Origin of the sequence: Peterkaempfera bronchialis (genome assembly GCF_003258605.2) — a bacterium.
GTDB classification, from domain to species: domain Bacteria; phylum Actinomycetota; class Actinomycetes; order Streptomycetales; family Streptomycetaceae; genus Peterkaempfera; species Peterkaempfera bronchialis.
Window position 1 is genome coordinate 6,624,495 of record NZ_CP031264.1, and the last position, 24,081, is coordinate 6,648,575.

Here is a 24,081-nt window from a genome sequence, read left to right on the forward strand (position 1 = left end):
GCCGCCGCAGAACCGAGCGAGATCGGAGCCGTCGGACAGGCCATGCTCAACAAATACGCGCGTGCGTTCTTCACGCGCGTCCTCACGCCGTTCGCGTCGATGCTGCTGCGCGCCGGGATCAGCCCGGACGCGGTCACCCTCATCGGCACAGCGGGCTCCGTGGCGGGCGCGTTGGCCTTCTTCCCCAGGGGCGAGTTCTTCTGGGGGACCATTGTGATCACGCTCTTCATCTTCAGCGACCTGGTGGACGGCAATATGGCCCGCCAGGCCGGCCGCTCCAGCAAGTGGGGCGCCTTCCTGGACTCCACCCTCGACCGGGTCGCCGACTCGGCGATCTTCGGCGGCATCGCCATGTGGTACGCGGGCAAGGGGGACAACCTGCTGCTCTGCGCGGTGGCGCTGTTCTGCCTGGCCTGCGGCCAGGTGGTCTCGTACACCAAGGCGCGGGCCGAGTCGCTGGGCCTGCCGTGCGACGTCTCCGGGCTGGTGGAGCGCGCCGAGCGGCTGGTGGTCACCCTGGTCGCCGCCGGGCTGGCCGGGCTGCACGGGTTCGGCGTGCCGTACATCGACTGGCTGCTGCCGATCGCGCTCTGGCTGATCGCCGTGGGCAGCTTCATCACCGTGCTCCAGCGGATGCTGACGGTGCGCCGGGAGGCCGCCGAGGCCCAGGGGGCGGGTGTCGCATGAGGGAGCGGCTGGTCGACTCGGCGTACGCGCTGGGCTGGTCCGCGCTCAAGCACCTGCCCGAGCCGGCCGCCCGGGCGCTCTTCCGGCAGATCGCGGACACCGCCTGGCGGAAGCGCGGCAAGGGCGTGCAGCGGCTGGAGGCCAATCTGCGCCGGGTGCGCCCGCAGGCCGGGGAGGCCGAGATCCGGGCGCTCTCCCGGGCCGGGATGCGCTCCTACCTGCGGTACTGGATGGAGTCCTTCCGGCTGCCGGTGTGGGACGCCGACCGGATCGCCCGCTCCTTCACCGCCGACGGGTACGAGCGGATCAACCAGCATCTCGCCGAGGGGCGCGGGGTGGTCCTGGCCCTGCCGCACATGGGCAACTGGGACCTGGCCGGGGCCTGGCTGGTCTCCTACCTGGGCCACCGCTTCACCACGGTCGCCGAGCGGCTGAAGCCGGAGTCGCTCTTCGACCGGTTCGTCGCCTACCGCGAGGGCCTCGGCATGGAGGTGCTGCCGCTCACCGGCGGAGCCGTCTCCACCATAGGGACCCTCGCCAAGCGGCTGCGCGACGGCGGACTGGTCTGCCTGGTCGGCGACCGCGACCTCTCCGCGAACGGCGTGGACGTGGACTTCCTGGGCGAGGCCGCCCGGGTGCCCGCCGGGCCCGCCGCGCTCGCCGTGCAGACCGGCGCGGCCCTGCTGCCGGTCACCCTCTGGTACGACGGGACGCCCGTGATGAAGGGCACCGTGCACCAGGAGATCCCGGTGCCCGCCGAGGGCAGCCGCCGGGAGAAGTCCGCCGCCATGACCCAGGCCCTCGCCGACGTCTGGGCGGACGGCATCCGCAACCACCCGGAGGACTGGCACATGCTCCAGCGCTTCTGGCTCGCCGACCTGCCCGCCCCCCGGCGCGCGGGCCCGGCGGCAGGCCCCGCCGACCCGGCCTCCGGGCCCGACCAGGTGGCCGCCCGGTGAGGATCGGCATCGTCTGCCCGTACTCCTGGGACGTCCCCGGGGGCGTCCAGTTCCACGTCCGCGACCTGGCGGACCACCTGCTGCGGCTGGGCCACCAGGTCTCGGTGCTGGCCCCCGCCGACGAGGACACCCCGCTGCCGCCGTATGTGGTCTCCGCCGGCCGCGCCGTGCCGGTCCCCTACAACGGCTCGGTGGCCCGGCTGAACTTCGGCTTCCTGTCGGCCGCCCGGGTGCGGCGCTGGCTGCACGAGGGCCGCTTCGACGTGCTGCACATCCATGAACCGGCCTCGCCCAGCCTCTCGCTGCTGGCCTGCTGGTCCGCCAACGGGCCGATCGTGGCCACCTTCCACACCTCCAACCCGCGCTCCCGCGCCATGATCGCCGCCTACCCGATCCTGCAACCCGCGCTGGAGAAGATCCGCGCCCGGATCGCGGTCAGCGAGTACGCCCGGCGCACCCTGGTGGAGCACCTGGGCGGCGACGCGGTGGTGATCCCCAACGGCGTGGACGTCCGCTACTTCGCCGACGCCGAGCCCGACCCCCGCTGGACCGGCGGCGCCCGCGACGGCGAGCCCGGCACCATCGGCTTCATCGGCCGGATCAACGAGCCCCGCAAGGGCCTGCCGACGCTGCTCGCCGCCATGCCGGAGATCCTGGCCGCCCGCCCGGGGGTGCGGCTGCTGGTCGCCGGCCGCGGCGACGAGGAGGAGGCCCTGGAGGGGGCGCCCGAGGAGGTCCGGCGGGCGGTCGAGTTCCTGGGCATGGTCAGCGACGAGGAGAAGGCCCGGCTGCTGCGCAGCGTGGACCTGTACATCGCGCCCAACACCGGCGGCGAGTCCTTCGGCATCATCCTGGTGGAGGCCATGTCCGCAGGCGCTCCGGTGCTGGCCAGCGACCTGGACGCGTTCCGCCAGGTGCTGGACGGCGGCACGGCCGGGGAGCTCTTCCCGGTCGGGGACGCGGGCGCGCTGGCCGCTGCGGCGGTGCGGCTGCTGGGCGACCCGGCGCGGCTGGCGAAGCTGGGCGCGACGGCCGCGCGGCATGTGCGGCGGTTCGACTGGGAGACCGTCGGCGCCGACATCCTCGCCGTGTACGAGACGGTGGCATCCGGCGCCGCGGCCGTGGAGGAGGACGAGCGGACCGGCTGGCTCGGCCGCCTCGGGCTGGCCCGGGACTGAGCCCGCAGCCGATCCCACGGCCGGGCGGCGGGTAGCCTGATCGGCCGTGAGTACTTGGATCTGGGCCGCCGTCGCCGTCGTCGCCATCGGGCTCTACCTCAGCTGGACGGCCGGCCGGCTGGACCGGCTGCACGCCCGGATCGACGCCGCCCGGGCGGCCCTGGACGCGCAGCTGCTGCGGCGGGCCTCGGTCTCCCAGGAGCTGGCCACCTCGACCCTGCTGGACCCGGCCGCCTCGATCGTGCTCTACCAGGCGTCGCACGCCGCCCGGCAGGCGGACGAGGACCACCGCGAGATGGCGGAGAGCGAGCTGAGCCAGGCGCTGCGGGCGGTCTTCGCCGAGCCGGAGCAGGCGACCGCGCTGCGTGCGGCCCCGGGCGGCGAGGAGGCGCTGCGCGACCTCACCGCCGCCGCCCGGCGGGTGCCGATGGCCCGGCGCTTCCACAATGACGCGGTGCGGGCGGCGCGGGCGGTGCGCACCCACCGGATCGTGCGCTATCTGCGGCTGGCGGGGCATGCGCCGTTCCCGATGGCCTTCGAGATGGACGACGAGCCGCCGGCGGTGCTCACCCCCGAGGGGGCGCGGCACTAGGCGGTCGTCCGAGGGCGGCTGAGGGTGGTGGCTCCACTCCGCAGTGTCGCAACGGAGGCCGAAAGCTGGCCCTGGTGGCACATCGGTTAGGGTCACGCCGGGCCTACGATGGGCCCTGTCGCACCGATTCGTCTCCCAGTGAGGTCTTTCCGTGTCCACCAGCACTCCCGCCACCCTCTCCCACGGCGAAGGCGACCAGCCCCAGGTCGGCACGGCCCGCGTCAAGCGCGGCATGGCCGAGCAGCTCAAGGGCGGCGTGATCATGGATGTCGTCACGCCCGAGCAGGCGAAGATCGCCGAGGACGCCGGTGCCGTGGCCGTCATGGCCCTGGAGCGCGTCCCCGCCGACATCCGCAAGGACGGCGGCGTCGCCCGGATGTCCGACCCCGACATGATCGACGGCATCATCAACGCTGTCTCCATCCCGGTGATGGCCAAGTCCCGCATCGGCCACTTCGTGGAGGCCCAGGTCCTCCAGGCGCTCGGCGTCGACTACATCGACGAGTCCGAGGTGCTCACCCCTGCCGACGAGCTGAACCACAGCGACAAGTGGGCGTTCACCACCCCCTTCGTCTGCGGCGCCACCAACCTGGGCGAGGCCCTGCGCCGGATCGCCGAGGGCGCGGCCATGATCCGCTCCAAGGGCGAGGCCGGCACCGGCAATGTCGTGGAGGCCGTCCGCCACATGCGGCAGATCCGTGGCGACATCCGCCGCCTCTCCACCCTGGACGACACCGAGCTCTTCGTCGCCGCCAAGAACCTCCAGGCCCCGTACGAGCTGGTCAAGGAGGTCGCCCAGCTGGGCAAGCTGCCCGTGGTGCTCTTCAGCGCCGGCGGTGTGGCCACCCCCGCCGACGCCGCGCTGATGATGCAGCTCGGCGCCGAGGGCGTCTTCGTCGGCTCCGGCATCTTCAAGTCCGGCGACCCGGCCAAGCGCGCCGCCGCCGTGGTCAAGGCCACCACCTTCTATGACGACCCGGATGTCATCGCCAAGGTCTCCCGTGGCCTGGGCGAGGCCATGGTCGGCATCAACTGCGACACCCTGCCCGAGTCCGAGCGCTACGCCAACCGCGGCTGGTAGTCCCCGACCCAAGGCTCGCTCCCGCAGCGGTCCGCCGCACCGGGTCCGCCCGGCGCGGTGGACCGTCCGCGTTCCGACGCCTCTCCCGTCCCCTGTCCCGAAGAGGAAGCCCGTGTCCACCAGCACTCCCGTCATCGGTGTCCTCGCCCTCCAGGGCGATGTCCGCGAGCACGCCGTGGCGCTCGCCGAGGCCGATGCGCTCGCCCGCCCGGTCCGCCGCCCCGAGGAGCTGGCCGAGGTCGACGGCCTGGTGATCCCCGGCGGCGAGTCCACCACCATGTCCAATCTGGCGCTCGCCTTCGGGCTGATGGAGCCGCTGCGGGCCAGGGTCGCCGAGGGGATGCCGGTGTACGGGTCCTGCGCGGGCATGATCATGCTGGCCGACAAGGTCCTGGACGGCCGTGACGACCAGCAGTCGGTCGGCGGCATCGACATGACCGTGCGCCGCAACGCCTTCGGCCGGCAGAACGAGTCCTTCGAGTCCACGGTCGCCCTGCACGGCGGCTGGGCCACCGGTCTGGAGGGCGGCCCGCTGCACGGCGTCTTCATCCGCGCCCCCTGGGTGGAGTCGGTCGGCGCCGGTGTCGAGGTGCTCGCCGAGCTTGCCTCCGGCCCCGCCGCCGGGCGCATAGTCGCCGTCCGGCAGGGGAACCTGCTGGCCACCTCCTTCCACCCGGAGCTCACCGGAGACCACCGGGTGCACGCCTCATTCGTCGACCTGGTGCGAGCCGCCGCGCGCTGAAGTCCGCCGGTTCCGGCGGGGGCGCCGGGTCTCGGTAGGATCTCCCCTGTTCATTTCCGTTGGATGACGTTGTAAGGAGCCAGGCGATGTCCGGCCACTCCAAATGGGCCACCACCAAGCACAAGAAGGCCGTGATCGACGCCAAGCGGGGCAAACTCTTCGCGAAGCTGATCAAGAACATCGAGGTGGCGGCCCGCACCGGCGGTGGCGACCCGGACGGCAACCCCACCCTCTACGACGCCATCCAGAAGGCGAAGAAGAGCTCGGTACCGAACGACAACATCGACCGCGCCGTCAAGCGCGGCTCCGGTGCCGAGGCCGGCGGTGCCGACTACATGACCATCATGTACGAGGGCTATGGGCCCAACGGCGTCGCGGTGCTCATCGAGTGCCTTACCGACAACCGCAACCGCGCCGCCTCCGATGTGCGGGTCGCCATGACCCGCAACGGCGGCTCGATGGCCGACCCCGGCTCGGTGTCGTACATGTTCGCCCGCAAGGGCGTGATCATCGTCCCCAAGGTGGGCGAGCTCGCCGAGGACGATGTGCTCGACGCGGTCCTGGAGGCCGGCGCCGAGGAGGTCAATGACCTCGGCGAGGCATTCGAGGTGGTCAGCGAGGCGTCCGACCTGGTCGCCGTCCGTACCGCCCTCCAGCAGGCCGGCGTCGACTACGACTCGGCCGACGCCAACTTCGTGCCCAGCGTCCAGGTGCCGCTGGACGCCGAGGGCGCCAGGAAGATCTTCAAGCTGATCGACGCGCTGGAGGACAGCGACGACGTGCAGAACGTCTTCGCCAACTTCGACGTCACCGACGAGGTCATGGCCGAGATCGACGCCTGATCCGGTACCGCCCCCGGCCCGGCAGCCCTCCATGGGCCGCCGGGCCGGCGCGTTCCCGGCGGGGCGCGGCGCCGCGCTGTCCGACCCTCCCGATAGCCTCGGACCTCGGACGGATCATCGAACGAGAGGCGGCAACCGCGTGCGGGTACTGGGTGTGGACCCCGGACTGACCAGGTGCGGCGTCGGCGTGGTCGACGGCGAACCGGGCCGTCCGCTGCGGATGGCCGGTGTCGGCGTGGTCCGCACCCCGGCCGATGCGGAGATCGGCCATCGGCTGCTCCAGATCGAGCAGGGCCTGGAGGAGTGGCTGGACGCCCACCGGCCCGACCTGGTCGCCATCGAGCGGGTCTTCTCCCAGCACAACGTCCGTACCGTGATGGGCACCGCGCAGGCCAGTGCGGTCGCCATGCTCTGCGCCACCCGGCGCGGACTGCCGGTCGCCCTGCACACCCCCAGCGAGGTCAAGGCGGCGGTCACCGGCAGTGGCCGCGCCGACAAGGCCCAGGTCGGCGCCATGGTCACCCGCCTGCTGCGGCTGGACGCACCGCCGAAGCCCGCCGACGCCGCCGACGCCCTGGCCCTCGCCATCTGCCACATCTGGCGGGGCTCCGCCAGCGACCGGATCGCCACCGCCCTGGCCCGGGCCGCCCGCCCGGCCCGCATCCCACCCCGCGCCGCCGCCCCCGCACGCCCGCACCCGCCGCCCCCGCGCTGCCGAGCCCCCCGCCGACACCCTCCGCACATCCGCACCCGGCACATCCGCACCCGGCACCGCCGAGACCCGCACCGCCGAGGCCCGGTCTGCCACGCCCGAGGAGAACCGTCTGTGATCGCCTTCGTCAGCGGCCCGGTCGCCGCCGTCGCTCCGGGCACCGCCGTCATCGAGGTCGGCGGGGTGGGCCTCGCCCTCCAGTGCACGCCGAACACCATCGCCGGGCTGCGCGTCGGCGAGCAGTCCCGGCTCGCCACCTCCCTGGTCGTCCGCGAGGACTCCCTCACCCTCTACGGCTTCGCCGACGACGACGAGCGGCAGACCTTCGAACTCCTCCAGACCGCCAGCGGCGTCGGCCCCCGCCTCGCCCAGGCCATGCTCGCCGTGCACAGCCCCGATGCGCTGCGCCTCGCCATCGCCCAGGGCGACGAGAAGGCGCTCACCGCCGTCCCCGGCATCGGCAAGCGGGGTGCCCAGAAGCTGCTGCTGGAGCTCAAGGACCGGCTCGGCGCCCCGGTCGGCGCCGTACCGGCGCAGGGCCCCGCCACCGGCCCCGCCCCCTGGCGCGACCAGCTGCACTCCGCGCTGGTCGGCCTCGGCTACGCCCCACGCGAGGCCGAGGACGCCGTCACCGCGGTCACCCCCGAGGCCGAGGCCCAGCAGAAGCCCGACATCGCCCTGCTGCTCCGCGCCGCCCTGCGCACTCTCAACCGCACCCGCTGAACCAAACCGCCCGCCCCCCTCTCCCGGAGAGCGCCCCCATGACCCCGTACGACCCCGACCCCTCCGCCCCCGGCCTCGGCCCCGGCGGCGACCGCCTGGTCACCGCGGCCGCCGACGGTGAGGACCGGGCCGTGGAGGCGGCGCTGCGGCCGAAGGACCTGGCCGAGTTCATCGGCCAGGAGCGGGTCCGCGAGCAGCTCTCCCTGGTCCTCCAGGCCGCCCGGCAGCGCGGCGCCACCCCCGACCATGTGCTGCTCAGCGGCCCTCCCGGGCTGGGCAAGACCACCCTCTCCATGATCATCGCGGCGGAGATGAACGCCCCCATCCGGATCACCTCCGGCCCCGCGATCCAGCACGCCGGCGACCTGGCCGCCATCCTCTCCTCGCTCACCGAGGGCGAGGTGCTCTTCCTGGACGAGATCCACCGGATGTCGCGCCCCGCCGAGGAGATGCTCTACATGGCGATGGAGGACTTCCGGGTCGACGTGATCGTCGGCAAGGGCCCCGGCGCCACCGCGATCCCGCTGGAGCTGCCGCCGTTCACCCTGGTCGGCGCCACCACCCGGGCCGGTCTGCTGCCGCCCCCGCTGCGCGACCGCTTCGGCTTCACCGGCCATATGGAGTTCTACGCCCCCGCCGAGCTGGAGCGCGTCCTGCACCGCTCCGCCCGGCTGCTCGACCTGGACATCGACCCCGCCGGCGCCGCCGAGATCGCCGGCCGGTCCCGGGGCACCCCGCGCATCGCCAACCGGCTGCTGCGCCGGGTCCGCGACTACGCCCAGGTCAAGCATGACGGCCGGATCACCCCGGAGATCGCCGCCCAGGCGCTGGACGTCTACGAGGTGGACGGCCGTGGCCTGGACCGCCTCGACCGGGCGGTGCTCGACGTGCTGCTCCGGCTCTTCGGCGGCGGTCCGGTGGGCCTGTCCACGCTGGCCGTCGCGGTGGGGGAGGAGAGCGAGACGGTGGAGGAGGTCGCCGAGCCGTTCCTGGTGCGCGAAGGGCTGCTGGCCCGTACGCCCCGGGGCCGGATCGCCACCGCCGCCGCCTGGCAGCATCTGGGGCTGACACCGCCGGCCGCGCCACCCGGCCCACGGCCGCCGCTCCCGGCCCAGCAGGACCTTTTCGGGTTGCCCGGGGGTCCCCCGGCAGAGGGGTGAGACCACTGCACACGGCCAGGGACTCGCCACTTCCGGAACCCGGATGCAATGCTTGACGTTGTCCGACCAAGGCGGGTCGCCCTAGACTCCGCCGAGCCGCCCCACCCAAGGGCGGCCAGACCTCCTACCACACCGGTCGCCCCGCGGCCCCGCAAAGGACCTGTCAAGCCGTGCTTACCACCCTTCTCCCCCTGCTTCTCCTGGTCGGCGTCATGTTCATCATGACCCGCAACGCCAAGAAGAAGCAGCAGCAGGCCCTCGAGATGCGCAACAACATGGGGCCCGGCTCCGGCGTGCGCACCATCGGAGGCATGTACGCCCTGGTGAAGTCCGTCAACGACGACACCGTCGAACTCGAAGCTGCCCCCGGCATCTTCCTTCACTTCACCAAGAGCGCCATCGCTGCCGTGCTGGAGCCGGAGGAGTACGAGGCGATCGTCAACGGCGTCCCGGCGTCCGACGACGAGGTCCCGCCCTTCGTCGAGGAGGACGGTGTGGTGGAGGCCGAGGCCGAGGCCGCACCCAAGTCCCTGGACCTCAGCAAGCCCGAGGCCGAGACCTCCGAGGCCGCCGCGTCCGAGGTCGACACCTCCACGACTGCGGGCGAGAAGGTCTCCGAAGGTGTGAAGGACGAGGGTCCGGCGGCCAAGTAAGGCCCGCCAGGCGTGCTTCGCCGGCCGGACGGCACCTCCGCCGTCCGGTCGTCAGGACTAGTGGGCCGCCGTGCCCGCCGCCCCGCAGGCCGCACGGCGGCCCGAGGCGGCCCGGCGCAGGGCCGCATGGACAGGGAGAAACGAGAAGGTGGCAACACCCAAGTCGCGTCCTCGCGACGGACAACCAGGACGCGCACTGGCGTTCATCCTGGTCGTCACGGTCGCGCTGATCGGTCTCATGTTTGCGACGGGGCACCGCACCCCTCGGCTGGGCATCGATCTCGCCGGCGGTACCAGCGTCACGCTGACCGCCTCGTCGAAGGACCCGAAGGCCATCAACCAGGCCAATATGACCACCGCCGAGGCAATCATGCTGAAGCGGGTCAACGGCATGGGTGTGTCCGAGGCCGAGACGCAGATCCAGGGCAGCAAGAACATCATCGTCAACATCCCCCGGGGTGACGGCAAGGGAGACACCCAGGACGCGGTCGCGCAGATCGGCACCACGGCCAAGCTGTACTTCCGCCCCGTCCTGGCCACCGGCGTCTCCATCCCGGCCGGATTGGTGAAGCCCAGCGCGTCCCCCACGCCGTCGGGCAGCGGCTCGCCCTCCGCCGGGGCCTCCGCCAAGCCGTCCGCCGGGTCCTCGGCCAAAGCGTCGGGCACCGGCGATTCCTCGGCCACCCCCTCCCCGAGCGGCTCCACCGCCGGGCGCGCGGTGAGCCAGGCCCTCCAGGCCGGTTCCACCGCGTCGCCGTCCGCCTCGGCGCAGGGCAGCGCCTCCCCGCAGCCCTCCGCCTCGCAGCCGGCCGCCGCCCCCGCCAAGTCGCCCACCTCGGTGACCACCGGCGGCACCGTGCCGGCCGACATGGAGAAGCAGTTCGCCGCGCTGGACTGCACCAACCAGGAGCAGCGCAGCCGCAACTACCAGACCTCCGACTCCGCCAACGCCGTCGCCTGCGACGAGAAGGCACAGCCGGACGGCACCTACGAGAAGTACGTGCTCGGCCCGGTCGCGGTCAACGGCCAGAACGTCAAGGACGCCAGCGCGGTCTTCGACACCCAGCGCTCCATGTGGATCGTCCAGCTGAAGTTCGACGGCACCGGTGCCAAGGCGTTCACCGCCACCACCACCACGCTCTCCGCCAAGCAGCAGCCGGAGAACCAGTTCGCGATCGTCCTCGACGGTCAGAACGTGTCCGCCCCCCGGGTGGAGAGCCCCATCCCCGGCAACACCGCCGAGATCACCGGCAGCTTCACCCAGAAGGAGGCCGAGGACCTCGCCAACGTCCTCAGCTACGGCGCCCTCCCGCTGGACTTCACCACCCAGTCCGTCAGCACCGTCTCCCCGCAGCTCGGCGGTGAGCAGCTGCACGCCGGCCTGGTCGCGGGCGCCATCGGCCTCGCCCTGGTGGTCCTCTACTCGCTGATCTACTACCGGGGCCTCGGCCTGGTCAGCATCGCCGGTCTGCTCGTCTCCGCCGGCCTGACCTACTCGATCATGTGCCTGCTGGGCGCGGGCATCGGCTTCGCCCTCAACCTGCCCGCCGTCTGCGGCGCCATCGTCGCCATCGGCATCACAGCGGACTCCTTCATCGTGTACTTCGAGCGCATCCGCGACGAGGTCCGCGAGGGCAGCCAGCTGCGCACCGCCGTGCAGCGTGCCTGGCCGCGTGCCCGGCGCACCATCCTGGTGTCGGACTTCGTCTCCTTCCTGGCCGCCGCCGTGCTGTATGTGGTCTCGGTCGGCAAGGTGCAGGGCTTCGCCTTCACGCTGGGCCTGACCACGCTGCTCGACATCGTGGTGATCTTCCTCTTCACCAAGCCGCTGATCACCCTGCTGGCCCGCACCAAGTTCTTCGGCGGCGGCCACCCGTGGTCCGGTCTCGACCCCAAGCGGCTCGGTGCCCGCCCGCCCATCCGTGGTGGACGCCGCCGTCCCGCCCGCGCCAGCGTCGCCAAGGAGGCCTGATGTCCAAGCTCGGCAGTATCGGCCATCGCCTCTACCAGGGCGAGATCAGCTTTGACTTCGTGGGCCGCCGCAAGCTGTGGTGGGGCATCTCCGCGCTGATCGTGATCGCGGCCGTCCTGGGCCTCAGCGTCAACGGGCTCAAGCTGGGCATCGAGTTCACCGGTGGCTCGGTGTACACCGTGACCAAGCCCGGCCTGACCATCTCCCAGGTGCAGACGGCCGCCGACAAGGTGGCGGAGCACTCCACCCCCATCGTGCAGTCGGTGGGCAACGGCAAGATCACGGTCCAGGTCAGCAAGGACGAGACCAAGAGCACCACCGAGGTCACCAAGGAACTCTCCAAGGACCTGGGCGTCGCCGCCGACACCATCAACGCCGACCAGATCGGCCCCAGCTGGGGCAAGGAGATCTCCAAGCAGGCCCTCACCGGCCTGGTGATCTTCATGATCCTGGTGACCGCCTATCTGGCGGTCGCCTTCGAGTGGCGGATGGCCATCGCGGCGCTGGTCGCGCTGATCCACGACCTGCTGATCACCATCGGCGTGTACGCCCTGGTCGGCTTCGAGGTCACCCCCGGTACCGTGATCGGCTTCCTGACCATCCTCGGCTACTCGCTCTACGACACGGTCGTCGTCTTCGACACCGTGAAGGAGAACACCCGGGGCCTGGCCAAGCAGAACCGGCGCACCTACAGCGAGGCCGCCAACCACGGCCTCAACCAGACCCTGGTCCGCTCCATCAACACCACGGTCCTGGCGCTGCTCCCGGTCGCCGCGCTGCTCTTCATCGGCGGCGGCATCCTGGGCGCCGGCACGCTCAACGACATCTCGCTGGCGCTCTTCGTCGGCCTCGCGGCCGGTGCCTACTCCTCGATCTGCCTCGCCACCCCGCTGCTGGCGCAGCTCAAGGAGGAGCAGCCGGAGATGAAGGCCCTGGCCAAGCGGGTGGCGCAGCGCCGCGCAGCCGAGGCCCGGGCCGCCGCCGAGAACCCGTCGTCGGCGTCGGCTGACGCCGCGGAGCAGGACGACGACCAGGAGGGGGCGGACGAGGACGCCGTACCGGCGGGTATCGTCGGTCAGCGGAACCAGCCGGTCGGACGGGGCCGAGGCAAGGGCCGCCCGTCCGGCAAGCGCCACTGACCCCAGGGCCTTCCTGGCCGCCCGGAGCTTCCGGACCTTCGAGAAGAGGACCACGTTGACCGCCGCCTACACGGCCATCCCCGACGCCGCCCTGGCCGAGCTGCTGCTCTCCAGGATCCGGGACGTCCCGGACTACCCCCAGCCGGGCGTGGTGTTCAAGGACATCGCGCCGCTGCTCGCCGACGCCGCCGCCTTCGCGGCGCTGGTGGAGGCGCTCGCGGCCCGGGTCGCGGCGCTGGGCGCGGTCAAGGTGGTGGGACTGGAGGCTCGCGGCTTCGTCCTGGCCGCCCCCGCCGCCCATGCGGCCGGGGTCGGCTTCGTCCCGATCCGCAAGGCGGGCAAGCTGCCCGGCCCGGTCCACAGCCGGGCCTACGACCTGGAGTACGGCTCCGCCGTGGTCGAGGTCCAGCAGGACGCCTTCACCCCGGGCGAGCGGGTGCTGGTGGTCGACGATGTGCTGGCCACCGGCGGCACCGTCTCCGCCGCCCTGGACCTGCTGCGCCAGGCCGGTGCCGAACCGGCCGGCGTGGTGGTCCTGATGGAGCTGGCCTTCCTGGCTGGCCGCAGCCGCCTCGCCGAGCATCTCGGTGACGCCCCGCTGGAGGCCCTGATCGAGGTCTGAAGACCGATCGAGGTCTGAGCGCCGGTCGAGGTCTGAGAGCCGGTCGTACGAGGGCGGGTCCGGAATGCCGGGCCCGTCCTCCGGCGTTCTCCGGGGCATGCGGCGGAACGGATCTTCCACCGCATCGGTACCATGAAGTTCCACCTTCTGCTCCGGTTACCGGGGAGAAGGAATCCGCTCGCCCGAGGAGCGCCCTTGCCCGAAGAGGTTGTGCCCAAGGCCGCGGCTGTCCAGGACAGCGCCCCCACCGCCGGGGACGCCCCCGCTCCGGCCGCCCGGCCCGCCGCGCGCCCGGCCGGGGAGAACCGGCCCGAGGCCGCCACGTCGGCGGGCTCCGGTACCTCGCGCGCCGTCGCGCCCACCGGCAGCCCGGCCCGGCAGCCCGCCTCCTCCTCCAGCGGTCGCGTACGGGCCCGCCTCGCCCGCCTCGGCGGACAGCGCACCAGCACCTTCAACCCGGTGCTGGAGCCGCTCTTCCGGATAGTCCGCGGCAATGACCCCAAGGCCGACCTCCGGGAGATCGAGCGCGCCTACACGGTCGCCGACCGCTGGCACCGAGGCCAGAAGCGCAAGAGCGGCGACCCGTACATCACCCACCCGCTCGCCGTGACCACCATCCTGGCCGAGCTGGGCATGGACGCCCCGACCCTGATGGCCGGGCTGCTGCACGACACGGTGGAGGACACCGAGTACGGCCTGGAGACCCTGCGCCGCGACTTCGGTGACACCGTGGCGATGCTGGTGGACGGCGTCACCAAGCTGGACAAGGTGAAGTTCGGCGAGGCCGCGCAGGCCGAGACGGTCCGCAAGATGGTCGTCGCCATGGCCAAGGACCCCCGGGTCCTGGTGATCAAGCTCGCCGACCGCCTGCACAACATGCGCACCATGCGCTACCTCAAGCGGGAGAAGCAGGAGAAGAAGGCCCGCGAGACCCTGGAGATCTACGCCCCGCTGGCCCACCGGCTGGGCATGAACACCATCAAGTGGGAGCTGGAGGACCTCGCCTTCGCGATCCTCTACCCCAAGATGTACGACGAGATCGTCCGGCTGGTCGCCGAGCGCGCCCCCAAGCGCGACGAGTACCTGGCCACCGTGATCGACCAGGTCCAGGGCGACCTGCGGGCCGCCCGGATCAAGGCGACCGTCACCGGCCGACCCAAGCACTACTACTCCGTCTACCAGAAGATGATCGTGCGGGGCCGCGACTTCGCCGAGATCTACGACCTGGTGGGGATCCGGGTGCTGGTCGACACCGTCCGTGACTGCTACGCGGCACTCGGGACCATCCATGCGCGGTGGAACCCGGTGCCGGGGCGGTTCAAGGACTACATCGCCATGCCCAAGTTCAACATGTACCAGTCGCTGCACACGACGGTCATCGGGCCCGGCGGCAAGCCGGTCGAGTTGCAGATCCGCACCTTCGACATGCACCGCCGCGCCGAGTACGGCATCGCGGCGCACTGGAAGTACAAGCAGCGCGCGGTCGCCGGAGCGTCCAAGGTGCGCACCGACGCGCCCGCCGCCCCCCGCCGGGCCGACAAGGCCGACCTCAATGAGATGGCCTGGCTGCGGCAGCTGGTCGACTGGCAGAAGGAGACCGAGGACCCGGGCGAGTTCCTGGAGTCGCTGCGGTTCGACCTCTCCAGCAACGAGGTCTTCGTCTTCACGCCCAAGGGCGATGTGATCGCGCTGCCCGCCGGGTCCACCCCGGTCGACTTCGCCTTCGCCGTCCACACCGAGGTCGGCTACCGCTGTATCGGCGCCCGGGTCAACGGCCGCCTGGTACCGCTGGAGTCCACCCTGGACAACGGCGACCTGGTGGAGGTCTTCACCTCCAAGGCGGCCGGCGCCGGGCCGTCCCGCGACTGGCTGGGGTTCGTCAAGTCACCGCGCGCCCGCAACAAGATCCGGGCCTGGTTCTCCAAGGAGCGCCGCGAGGAGGCCATCGAGCAGGGCAAGGACGCCATCGCCCGCGCGATGCGCAAGCAGGGCCTGCCCATCCAGCGCATCCTCACCGGCGACTCGCTGGTCACCCTGGCCCATGAGATGCGCTACCCCGACATCTCCTCCCTCTACGCCGCCATCGGCGAGGGCCATGTCACGGCGCAGTCCATCGTGCAGAAGCTGGTCCAGGCGCTCGGCGGCGAGGAGGGCGCCACCGAGGACATCGCCGAGATCACCACCCCGTCGCCCGAGCACGCCCGGCGCCGCCGCCCCAAGGGCGACCCCGGAGTGATCGTCAAGGGCGTCGAGGACGTCTGGGTGAAGCTCTCCCGCTGCTGCACCCCGGTGCCCGGCGACCCCATCGTCGGCTTTGTCACCCGGGGCAACGGCGTCTCGGTGCACCGCGCCGACTGCGTCAATGTGGAGTCCCTCGCCCAGCAGCCCGAGCGCATGATCGACGTCGAGTGGGCGCCCACCCAGTCCTCGGTCTTCCTGGTCGCCATCCAGGTCGAGGCGCTGGACCGGTCCCGGCTGCTCTCCGACGTCACCCGGGTCCTCTCCGACCAGCACGTCAACATCCTGTCGGCGGCGGTGCAGACCTCCCGCGACCGGGTGGCGATGAGCCGCTTCACCTTCGAGATGGGCGACCCCAAGCACCTGGGCCACGTCCTGAAGGCGGTCCGGGGCGTGGAGGGCGTCTATGACGTCTACCGGGTCACCTCCGCCCGCCAGCAGCGCTGACCGCAGCGCAGACAGACCGGCGCAGACAGGCCGGCGCAGACAGGCCGGCGCAGACAAGCCGGCGGAGACAAGACCGGTGGAGACAGACCGGCGGCCCGGGATCCGTGAGGATCCCGGGCCGCCCTGGTCAGTCCCGCCTCAGCCGCTGAACTCCTCCAGCGACTTCTGCGCCTGCTCCAGCAGCTCCCGGCGCCCGGCGAGCTCGGCCTCCAGCTTGGCGGCCTTGGCGCTGTTCCCGGCCGCACGGGCCCGGTCGACCTCGCCCTGGAGCTTGTCCACCGCCGCCTGGAGCAGTCCGGTCATGCCCTGGGCACGCGCCCGGGCCTCCGGGTTGGTGCGCTGCCACTCGGCCTCCTCGGCCTCCCGGATCGCCCGCTCCACGGTGTGCAGCCGCGCCTCCAGCCGGGGCCGGGCGTCGCGCGGCACATGGCCGATGGCCTCCCAGCGCTCGCCGATCGACCGGTACGCCGCCTTGGCGGTCTTGAGGTCGGCGATCGGCAGCAGCGCCTCGGCCTCGACCAGCAGCGCCTCCTTGTGCGTCTGGTTCTCCCGCTGCTCGGCGTCGCGCTCCGAGAAGACCTCCGAACGGGCCTGGAAGAAGACGTCCTGGGCCCCCCGGAAGCGGGTCCACAGCTCGTCCTCCGCCTCCCGCTGAGCGCGGCCGGCGGCCTTCCACTCCGTCATCAGCTGGCGGTAGCGGGCCGCAGTCTCGCCCCAGTCGGTGGAGCCGGAGAGCGCCTCCGCCTCCTGCACCAGCTTCTCCTTGCGCGTCCGCGCCTCGTCCCGCTGCTGGTCCAGCGTGGCGAAGTGGGCCTTGCGCCGCTTGGAGAACGCCGAGCGGGCGTGCGAGAAGCGATGCCACAACTCGTCGTCGCTCTTGCGGTCCAGCCGGGGCAGGCCCTTCCAGATGTCCACCAGGGCCCGCAGCCGGTCCCCGGCCTCCCGCCACTGGGTGGAATCCGCCAGCTGCTCCGCCTCGGCGACCAGCTGGTCCTTGGCCGTACGGGCCTCCTCCTGGGCCTTGGCCCGGGCCACCTTGCGCTCCTCGCGGCGGGACTCGATCTCCGCCGTCAGAGCGTCCAGCCGGGTCCCGAGCGCTTCAAGGTCGCCCACCGCATGGGCCTCGACGACCTGCGAGCGCAGATGCTCCACCGCCGTCAGCGCATCCTTCGGCGCCAGGTCGGTGGTGCGTACCCGGCGCTCCAGGAGGCCGATCTCCACGGCAAGACCCTCGTACTTGCGCTCGAAGTACGCAAGCGCCTCCTCGGGGGAGCCTGCCTGCCAGGAGCCGACGACGCGCTCTCCTTCGGCCGTCCGTACATAGACGGTCCCCTGCTCGTCGACACGGCCCCACGGGTCGCTGGTCACAGCGCCTCCTCCACATGACACCCGGTCCCGGCGGCGCACCGCCGCCGGGACGCGGACGTCGTCCACAGTTGATGTACGGCCGTCCTGGCTGCTGGACGGGCCGTCCGACGTGCCGCTTTTGCGAAGCTGAGGGTGACGGCCGTCGGGTCAGGGCACCCTACACAACAGCAACATAGGCGACAGGCACCGGTGCTGTCCGCATCCGGGCCAGGCCATTTCACGCGGCGGACCGGACCGGGGTCACTCCTTGGCGGCCGTCACCTTCGCCATCTGCACACCGGCCACCGGGGCGCCGTCGCTGCCGCCGCCCACCACACCGCCGGCCGCGATGTTCTTCAGCACGTCCATCCCGCCGGTGACCTTGCCGAACGGGGTGTAGCTGGGGGGCAGCTGGGTGTCCTTGTAGACCAGGAAGAACTGGCTGCCGTTGGTGTTGGGACCGGCGTTGGCCATCGCCAGGGTGCCCGCCGGATACGTCGCCCCCTCCAGGTTCTCGTCCTTGATCTCGTACCCCGGGCCGCCCGAACCCTGGCCCGTGGGGTCGCCGCACTGGAGGACGAAGATGCCGTCGGTGGTCAGCCGGTGGCACGGCACATGGTCGAAGTACTGCTGCCCGGCCAGGAAGACGAACGAGTTCACCGTGTGCGGCGCCTTGGCGGCGTCCAGCTCCAGCGTCACCTTGCCGCAGTTGGTCTCCAGCACGGCCTGGTACGTCGCCTTGGTGTCGACGGTGAGCTCCGGCTCCTTCGTCCAGGTCTTGCCGTTCGGCTTGCCCGCCGCGGGGGCCTTGCAGCCCTTGACCGAGGCCGGGTCGGCCTTGGCGGGGGAAGGCTCCGCCGACGGCGGGGCCGAGGCGGCCGGGTCCGCCGACGGCGTGGAGGCCGCCGCCGCGTCGACCTTCTTGTCGCCGTCCCCGGCGAGCGCCACCCCGGCCCAGGCCGCACCGCCCGCGAGCAGCACCACCGCCAGAGCGGCGCCAATGACCGTGTTCCGCCGCCGGGCGCGCTGCTGCGCCTCGACCCGGCGCTGCTGCTGCCGCTCGAACTTCTCGCGGGCGAGCTGCCGCCGCCGCTTCTCGCTGTCCACCGGTGGAGTCTCCTCGTTCGCTTGCAGGGGGGTCGTTGCGGGAAAGCCCAGGTACGTGCTGGTGCGACACGCACCTGCCGGCGGCCCAGTGTAGAGACGCGGTACGTAAGCCCGGTATCAGCAGGCGGTGACGGTCCCGGCGGTCGCCGGAACGGACGCGGCGGGGCGGCCGCGCCGCTATCTGGTTCGCAAAGCGCGCCTCACCGCCGGTAGGCTGCCCGGAGACCTCAAAAGCCGCCACTCACCCATCGCCGAGGACGCACGTGTTCATCGCCGGATTCCCCGCCGGAGCCTGGGGCACCAACTGCTACCTGGTCGCACCGGCCGCCGGTGAGGAATGCGTGATCGTCGACCCCGGGCACGAGGCGGCCGACGGCGTCGAGGAACTGGTGCGCGAGCACCGGCTCAAGCCGGTCGCGGTGGTCCTCACCCATGGGCACATCGACCACATCGCCTCGGTGGTCCCGGTCTGCGGTGCCCGTGGCGTCCCCGCCTGGATACACCCCGACGACCGCTACATGATGACCGATCCCGAGCGGGCCCTCGGCCGCTCGCTGGGGCAGCAGATCATGGGCTCCCTCACCGTCGGTGAGCCCGACGACGTCCGGGAGCTCTCCGACGGCAGCGTGCTCGACCTCGCCGGACTGGCCTTCACGGTCGACCATGCGCCCGGCCATACCAAGGGGTCGGTGACCTTCAGGACGCCCGCCGCCGGGGACGTACCCCCGGTGCTCTTCTCGGGCGACCTGCTCTTCGCCGGCTCCATCGGACGCACGGATCTGCCCGGAGGGGACCACACCGAGATCCTGAAGTCGCTGGCACGCGTCTGCCTGCCGCTTCCGGACGACACGGTCGTCCTCTCCGGCCACGGCCCCCAGACCAGCATCGGCCGCGAGCGCGCCGCCAATCCCTACCTCCAGCAGGTGGCAGGCGCCGCCGCCGGGGCACCCGCTGCCCCGCGACGAGGAATGTGACGGAAGCGAAGTTGAGCACCTTCAACGCCCCCAAGGGCACCTACGACCTGATCCCGCCGGACTCCGAGGTCTTCCTCGCCGTCCGCGAGGCCATCGCCGCGCCGCTGCGCGACGCCGGCTACGGCTACATCGAGACCCCGGTCTTCGAGGATGTGCAGCTCTTCTCCCGAGGTGTCGGCGAGTCCACCGACATCGTCTCCAAGGAGATGTACTCCTTCACCACCAAGGGCGGCGACGACCTCGCGCTGCGCCCCGAGGGCACCGCGCCGGTGCTGCGTGCCGTCCTCCAGCACAATCTGCACCGCGCCGGCGGGCTGCCGGTCAAGGTCTGGTACTCCGGCTCCCAGTACCGCTACGAGCGCCCCCAGGCGGGCCGCTACCGCCAGTTCTCCCAGGTCGGCGCCGAGGCGATCGGCGCCGAGGACCCGGCGCTGGACGCCGAACTGATCATCCTCGCCGTCGACGCCTACCGCTCGCTGGGCCTGCGCTCCTTCCGGCTGCTGCTCAACAGCCTCGGCGACCGCGAGTGCCGCCCCGTCTACCGGGCCGCCCTCCAGGACTTCCTGCGCGGCCTCGACCTGGACGAGGACACCCGGCGCCGCGCCGAGCTCAACCCGCTGCGGGTGCTGGACGACAAGCGCGAGTCGGTGCAGCAGCAGCTGGCCGACGCCCCGCTGATGCGCGACCACCTCTGCCAGGCGTGCAAGGCGTACCACGAGCAGGTGCGCGAGCTGCTGACGGCGGCCGGCGTCGACTATGTGGACGACCCCCGGCTGGTGCGCGGCCTGGACTACTACACCCGCACCACCTTCGAGTTCGTCCACGACGGCCTCGGCTCGCAGTCGGCCGTCGGCGGCGGCGGGCGCTACGACGGCCTCTCCGAGATGATCGGCGGCCCCGCGCTGCCCTCGGTCGGCTGGGCGCTCGGCGTGGACCGCACCGTACTCGCCCTCAAGGCCGAGGGCGTGCAGATCGACCTCCCCGCCCGCACCCAGGTCTTCGCGGTGCCGCTCGGCGACCAGGCCCGCCAGGTGCTCTTCGGCCTGGTCACCGCATTGCGCCGGGCCGGTGTCCCCGCCGACATCGCCTTCGGCGGCAAGGGCCTCAAGGGCGCCATGAAGGCCGCCGACCGCTCCGGCGCCCGCTGGGCCGTGGTCGCCGGTGAGCGCGACCTCGCCGACGGCGTCGTCCAGCTCAAGGACCTGACCAGCGGCGACCAGATCCCGGTCGCCGCAGACGCTCTCGTCACCACCCTGAAGGAGAAGCTTTCGTGATCCGCACGCACGACGCGGGCACGCTCCGATCGGAGCACGCCGGTACCACCGTGACCCTCGCCGGGTGGGTCGCCCGTCGCCGCGACCACGGAGGCGTCGCCTTCATCGATCTGCGCGACGCCTCCGGCACCGTCCAGATCGTCGTCCGCGACCTCGACTCCGTGCACGGGCTCCGCGCCGAGTACTGCGTCAAGGTCGTCGGCGATGTCCGCGTGCGCCCCGAGGGCAACGAGAACCCGGACATCCCCACCGGTGCCGTGGAGGTCGTCGTCAGCGACCTGGAGGTGCTCTCCGAGGCCGCCCCGCTGCCCTTCCCGGTCGCCGAGTACGAGCCGGGCACGGTCAACGAGGAGGTCCGGCTCAAGTACCGCTACCTCGACCTGCGCCGCGAGGGCCCGGCCCGCGCGCTGCGGCTGCGCTCCCGGGTCAGCCATGTGATCCGCACGGTGATGGAGGAGAACGGCTTCCTCGACATCGAGACGCCCAACCTCACCCGCTCCACCCCCGAGGGCGCCCGCGACTTCCTGGTCCCGGTCCGCCTCCAGCCCGGCCACTGGTACGCCCTGCCGCAGTCGCCGCAGCTCTTCAAGCAGCTGCTGATGGTGGCCGGCATGGAGCGCTACTACCAGATCGCCCGCTGCTTCCGCGACGAGGACTTCCGCGCCGACCGGCAGCCGGAGTTCACCCAGCTCGACGTGGAGATGTCCTTCGCCGACCAGGAGGACGTGCTGGACATCGGCGAGCAGGTCGTCGCCCGGGTCTGGAAGGAGGTGCACGGCTACGACGTCCCGCGCCCGCTGCCGCGCATCTCCTACGCCGACGCCATGAGCCGCTACGGCTCGGACAAGCCGGACGTCCGCTTCGGGCAGCAGCTGGTCGACCTCACCGGGTACTTCGCGGGTACGGCGTTCCGGGTCTTCCAGGCCCCGTACGTCGGCGCCGTGGTGATGCCCGGCGGCGCCGCGCAGACCCGCAAGCAGCTGGACGCCTGGCAGGACTGGGCCAAGGCCCGGGGTGCCCGGGGTCTGGCCTATGTGGTCGTCGACGCCGAGACCGGCGAGCTGCGCGGCCCGGTGGCCAAGAACCTCTCCGAGGAGCACCTGGCCGGCCTGGTGGAGGCCGCCGGCGCGGCCAAGGGCGACGCCATCTTCTTCGCCGCGGGCAAGAAGACCGCCTCCCAGGAGCTGCTGGGCGCCGCCCGCCTGGAGATCGGCCGCCGCTGCGGGCTGATCGACGAATCCCGGTGGGAGTTCCTCTGGGTGGTCGACTTCCCGATGTTCGAGCCGGTGGAGGACGACAAGGGCGAGCAGATCGGGTGGACCGCCATCCACCACCCCTTCACCGCGCCCACCGCCGAGTCCCTGGACACCTTCGACAAGGACCCGGCGAGCGCCCTCTCCAACGCCTACGACCTGGTGCTCAACGGCTCCGAGATCGGCGGCGGCTCGATCCGTATCCACCAGCGCGACGTCCAGCAGCGCGCCTTCGAGGCCATCGGCCTCTCCCAGGAGGAGGCCGCCTCGCAGTTCGGCTTCCTGCTGGAGGCGTTCAACTACGGCCCGCCGCCGCACGGTGGCATCGCGCTGGGCCTGGACCGGCTGGTCACCCTGCTCGGCGGCTACGAGACGATCAGGGATGTCATCGCCTTCCCGAAGACGTCGACCGGCGGCGACCCGCTGACCGGTGCGCCCACCCCGATCACCCCCCAGCAGCGCCGCGAGGCGGGGATCGACGCCAAGCCGAAGTCCCTGGCGGAGGCGGAGCAGAAGTCCGAGGTCTGAGCCCGGACGGCAGGACCTTCCGGCCCCGGCGGCTGCGTATCCCGCAGCCGCCGGGGCTCGTTCACAGGTGTGTGGCAGACGAAGGGAAGAGGCGATGATCGAGCGCACCGGAGTGGTCAGGGCAAGACCCGAGGAGCCCGAGGACGCCCCGGCGGTGCGCCGGGTGCATATGGCGGCCTTCCCCGGCCCGGCCGAGGCCGACCTGGTGGACACCCTGCGCAAGGACCCGGCCTGGCTGCCCGGCCTCTCCTGGGTGGCGGCCGACCACCGGGGCCTGGTGATCGCCCATGCCCTGCTCACCCGGCTGGCGGTGGGCGACGGCAAGGCGCTGGCCCTCGCCCCGGTCGCGGTCGCCCCGGAGTGGCAGCGCAGAGGGGTGGGCACCCTGCTGGTCCGGGCCGCCCTGGAGGCCGCCGGGGCCGCCGGGGAGCGGCTGGTGGTGGTGCTGGGCGATCCGCGCTACTACGGCCGGTTCGGCTTCACCCCCGCCTCCCGACACGGCGTCAGCGGCCCATATGAGGTGCCCGACGCCCTCTTCCAGGCGCTTCCGCTCGCCGACCAGGACGGCACCCCGCGCGGAACGGCCGTCTATCCGCCGCCTTTTGACGAGCTGTGAGCTGCGGCGAAACCCCTCCGCCCGGCTGCGGCGCATTTTTCTCGCCCGGCGTTGAACCGTAGCCCGCCCGGGCCCGTAATCCTCCTCGACGGCGGCGCAAACGCGCCGCAGCGGACCGGATCGAGGAGTGCGCAGATGAAGAAGGCGACAAGGGCGGGAGCCGCTGTGGGGGCTGCGGCTGTGGTCCTGCTTGCAGGCGCCTGCGGATCTTCGCAGCAGTCTGCCGGAACCACCACGGTGCAGCCCGCGGCCGCCGCAGGCGACGCCTACGGCGGCGGCGCCTACGGCGACGCGGCCGGGTCCCCCTCGCAGGCCGCCCAGGCCGCGTCCGACTCGTCGGCCGGAGTCGGCACCACCGATGACGCCAAGCTCGGTGAGATCCTGGTCGACGACCAGGGCCGCACCATGTACCGGTTCGACAAGGACACCGCCAAGCCGGCCAAGTCCAACTGCAACGACGCCTGCGCCCAGGCGTGGCCGCCGGTGCCCGCCTCCGCCAAGGACGCCGCCCAGGTCCCCGACCCCAGCCTGCTGGGCGAGGTCACCCGGGACGACGGCTCCAAGCAGCTCACCGTGGCGGGCTGGCCGATGTACCTGTACGCGGCCGACTCGGCGCCCGGCCAGACCAACGGCCAGGGCGTCAACCAGGTCTGGTGGGCCGTCCAGCCCAACGGCAAGAAGGCCGGCCAGGCCGCAGCGGCCCCGGAGGCCCCCGCAGCCGGCGGCAGCGGCAGCGGCAGTGGCAGCAGCAGCGGCGAGGACAGCGGCAGCAGCACCGGCAAGGAGTCGCTCGCGCTCTCCAGCGTCGACGACCCGCAGCTCGGCAAGATCCTTGTGGACGGCAAGGGCATGGTGCTCTACCGCTTCACCAAGGACGTCGCCTGGCCCATGAAGATCTCCTGCGTCGGCCAGTGCACCGAGGTCTGGCCGCCGGCCAAGCCGCTCAACCTCCAGCAGCAGGAGCAGGCCGCCAAGGCGCTGGGCGTCGACAAGAAGCTGATCACCAACATCAAGCGGCCCGACGGCACCTACCAGCTCGCCATCAACTGCTGGCCGCTCTACAACTACAGCAAGGACACCAAGCCCGGCCAGGCATCCGGCCAGGGCGTGGGCGGCACCTGGTTCGCCGTCACACCGGGCGGCAAGCTCGCCAAGTAGCCCGGAGGGCGACAGAGACCCGCAGGGGTACCGGCAGCGCGTGGCAGCGGCCCGCCGGCGCGGGGAAGGGGAGGGCG

At 72.1% G+C, this 24,081-nt stretch carries 21 protein-coding genes and 1 pseudogene; 20 read left to right on the forward strand and 2 right to left on the reverse strand.

The genetic code is table 11. The features are described 5' to 3' along the window. Window positions 1-42 precede the first annotated feature (42 nt). From pgsA to C7M71_RS28315, 15 genes and pseudogenes are all read left to right on the forward strand, one after another. The gene (gene pgsA / locus C7M71_RS28245; RefSeq protein WP_111492029.1) at window positions 43-687 is read left to right on the forward strand and encodes a phosphatidylinositol phosphate synthase; all 645 of its coding nucleotides are present in this window, start codon (window positions 43-45) and stop codon (window positions 685-687) included. Next, a complete protein-coding gene (locus C7M71_RS28250; protein WP_111492028.1) occupies window positions 684-1,646 on the forward strand; it encodes a phosphatidylinositol mannoside acyltransferase in 963 nt (320 codons plus the stop codon). The genes pgsA and C7M71_RS28250 overlap by 4 nt, the downstream gene beginning before the upstream one ends. Then, complete coding sequence (locus C7M71_RS28255; RefSeq protein WP_111492027.1) at window positions 1,643-2,824, forward strand: glycosyltransferase family 4 protein; 1,182 nt, start codon at window positions 1,643-1,645, stop codon at window positions 2,822-2,824. The genes C7M71_RS28250 and C7M71_RS28255 overlap by 4 nt, the downstream gene beginning before the upstream one ends. 46 nt (window positions 2,825-2,870) lie before the next feature. After that, window positions 2,871-3,416 (forward strand): LemA family protein, encoded by a 546-nt coding sequence (locus tag C7M71_RS28260; RefSeq protein ID WP_111492026.1) that lies wholly within the window; start codon window positions 2,871-2,873, stop codon window positions 3,414-3,416. Window positions 3,417-3,567: 151 nt separating this feature from the next. After that, complete coding sequence (pdxS, locus tag C7M71_RS28265; protein WP_111492025.1) at window positions 3,568-4,497, forward strand: pyridoxal 5'-phosphate synthase lyase subunit PdxS; 930 nt, start codon at window positions 3,568-3,570, stop codon at window positions 4,495-4,497. A gap of 112 nt (window positions 4,498-4,609) precedes the next feature. Further along, window positions 4,610-5,239: a pyridoxal 5'-phosphate synthase glutaminase subunit PdxT gene (gene pdxT, locus C7M71_RS28270; protein WP_111492024.1), complete on the forward strand. Its 630-nt coding sequence runs from the start codon at window positions 4,610-4,612 to the stop codon at window positions 5,237-5,239. Between the two features lie 86 nt (window positions 5,240-5,325). Further along, on the forward strand, window positions 5,326-6,081 hold the full coding sequence (locus C7M71_RS28275; RefSeq protein ID WP_111492023.1) for a YebC/PmpR family DNA-binding transcriptional regulator: 756 nt from the start codon (window positions 5,326-5,328) through the stop codon (window positions 6,079-6,081). A gap of 139 nt (window positions 6,082-6,220) precedes the next feature. After that, a pseudogene (gene ruvC, locus C7M71_RS28280) lies at window positions 6,221-6,781 on the forward strand (crossover junction endodeoxyribonuclease RuvC); the annotation flags it as partial. 126 nt (window positions 6,782-6,907) lie between these two features. Further along, window positions 6,908-7,516: a Holliday junction branch migration protein RuvA gene (ruvA, locus tag C7M71_RS28285; RefSeq protein WP_111491210.1), complete on the forward strand. Its 609-nt coding sequence runs from the start codon at window positions 6,908-6,910 to the stop codon at window positions 7,514-7,516. A 38-nt stretch (window positions 7,517-7,554) separates the two neighbouring features. Next, complete coding sequence (gene ruvB / locus C7M71_RS28290) at window positions 7,555-8,676, forward strand: Holliday junction branch migration DNA helicase RuvB (protein ID WP_111491211.1); 1,122 nt, start codon at window positions 7,555-7,557, stop codon at window positions 8,674-8,676. Between the two features lie 212 nt (window positions 8,677-8,888). Continuing rightward, window positions 8,889-9,329, forward strand: coding sequence for a preprotein translocase subunit YajC (locus C7M71_RS28295; protein WP_111491224.1), 441 nt, complete (start codon window positions 8,889-8,891; stop codon window positions 9,327-9,329). Window positions 9,330-9,477: 148 nt separating this feature from the next. After that, a complete protein-coding gene (gene secD, locus C7M71_RS28300; protein ID WP_229758974.1) occupies window positions 9,478-11,301 on the forward strand; it encodes a protein translocase subunit SecD in 1,824 nt (607 codons plus the stop codon). After that, entirely contained in the window at window positions 11,301-12,440 is a 1,140-nt protein-coding gene (gene secF / locus C7M71_RS28305; RefSeq protein WP_111491213.1) for a protein translocase subunit SecF, read from the forward strand. The genes secD and secF overlap by 1 nt, the downstream gene beginning before the upstream one ends. Before the next feature lie 55 nt (window positions 12,441-12,495). Then, on the forward strand, window positions 12,496-13,062 hold the full coding sequence (locus tag C7M71_RS28310; RefSeq protein ID WP_229758975.1) for an adenine phosphoribosyltransferase: 567 nt from the start codon (window positions 12,496-12,498) through the stop codon (window positions 13,060-13,062). A gap of 195 nt (window positions 13,063-13,257) precedes the next feature. Further along, the gene (locus C7M71_RS28315) at window positions 13,258-15,747 is read left to right on the forward strand and encodes a RelA/SpoT family protein (protein ID WP_194104084.1); all 2,490 of its coding nucleotides are present in this window, start codon (window positions 13,258-13,260) and stop codon (window positions 15,745-15,747) included. A 138-nt stretch (window positions 15,748-15,885) separates the two neighbouring features. Here the strand turns inward: C7M71_RS28315 and C7M71_RS28320 are convergent, their stop codons facing one another. After that, window positions 15,886-17,115: a DUF349 domain-containing protein gene (locus C7M71_RS28320; protein ID WP_111491215.1), complete on the reverse strand. Its 1,230-nt coding sequence runs from the start codon at window positions 17,113-17,115 to the stop codon at window positions 15,886-15,888. Between the two features lie 240 nt (window positions 17,116-17,355). Continuing rightward, a complete protein-coding gene (locus C7M71_RS28325; RefSeq protein ID WP_111491216.1) occupies window positions 17,356-18,201 on the reverse strand; it encodes a peptidylprolyl isomerase in 846 nt (281 codons plus the stop codon). A gap of 263 nt (window positions 18,202-18,464) precedes the next feature. Here C7M71_RS28325 and C7M71_RS28330 point away from each other — a divergent pair, with 263 nt between their 5' ends. The 5 genes from C7M71_RS28330 to C7M71_RS28350 all read left to right on the forward strand — a co-directional run bounded on the left by C7M71_RS28330 (window position 18,465) and on the right by C7M71_RS28350 (window position 24,004). Next, the gene (locus C7M71_RS28330) at window positions 18,465-19,175 is read left to right on the forward strand and encodes an MBL fold metallo-hydrolase (protein ID WP_111491217.1); all 711 of its coding nucleotides are present in this window, start codon (window positions 18,465-18,467) and stop codon (window positions 19,173-19,175) included. Between the two features lie 11 nt (window positions 19,176-19,186). Beyond that, window positions 19,187-20,449 (forward strand): histidine--tRNA ligase, encoded by a 1,263-nt coding sequence (gene hisS / locus C7M71_RS28335; RefSeq protein WP_111491218.1) that lies wholly within the window; start codon window positions 19,187-19,189, stop codon window positions 20,447-20,449. Further along, window positions 20,446-22,230 carry an aspartate--tRNA ligase gene (gene aspS / locus C7M71_RS28340; protein ID WP_111491219.1) on the forward strand — a complete coding sequence of 595 codons (1,785 nt, stop codon included), beginning with the start codon at window positions 20,446-20,448 and terminating at the stop codon, window positions 22,228-22,230. The genes hisS and aspS overlap by 4 nt, the downstream gene beginning before the upstream one ends. 94 nt (window positions 22,231-22,324) lie before the next feature. Continuing rightward, a complete protein-coding gene (locus C7M71_RS28345) occupies window positions 22,325-22,846 on the forward strand; it encodes a GNAT family N-acetyltransferase (protein WP_111491220.1) in 522 nt (173 codons plus the stop codon). Between the two features lie 135 nt (window positions 22,847-22,981). Next, window positions 22,982-24,004, forward strand: a complete 1,023-nt coding sequence (locus C7M71_RS28350; protein ID WP_111491221.1) for an SCO0930 family lipoprotein — start codon at window positions 22,982-22,984, stop codon at window positions 24,002-24,004. The last annotated feature ends 77 nt before the right edge of the window (window positions 24,005-24,081 follow it).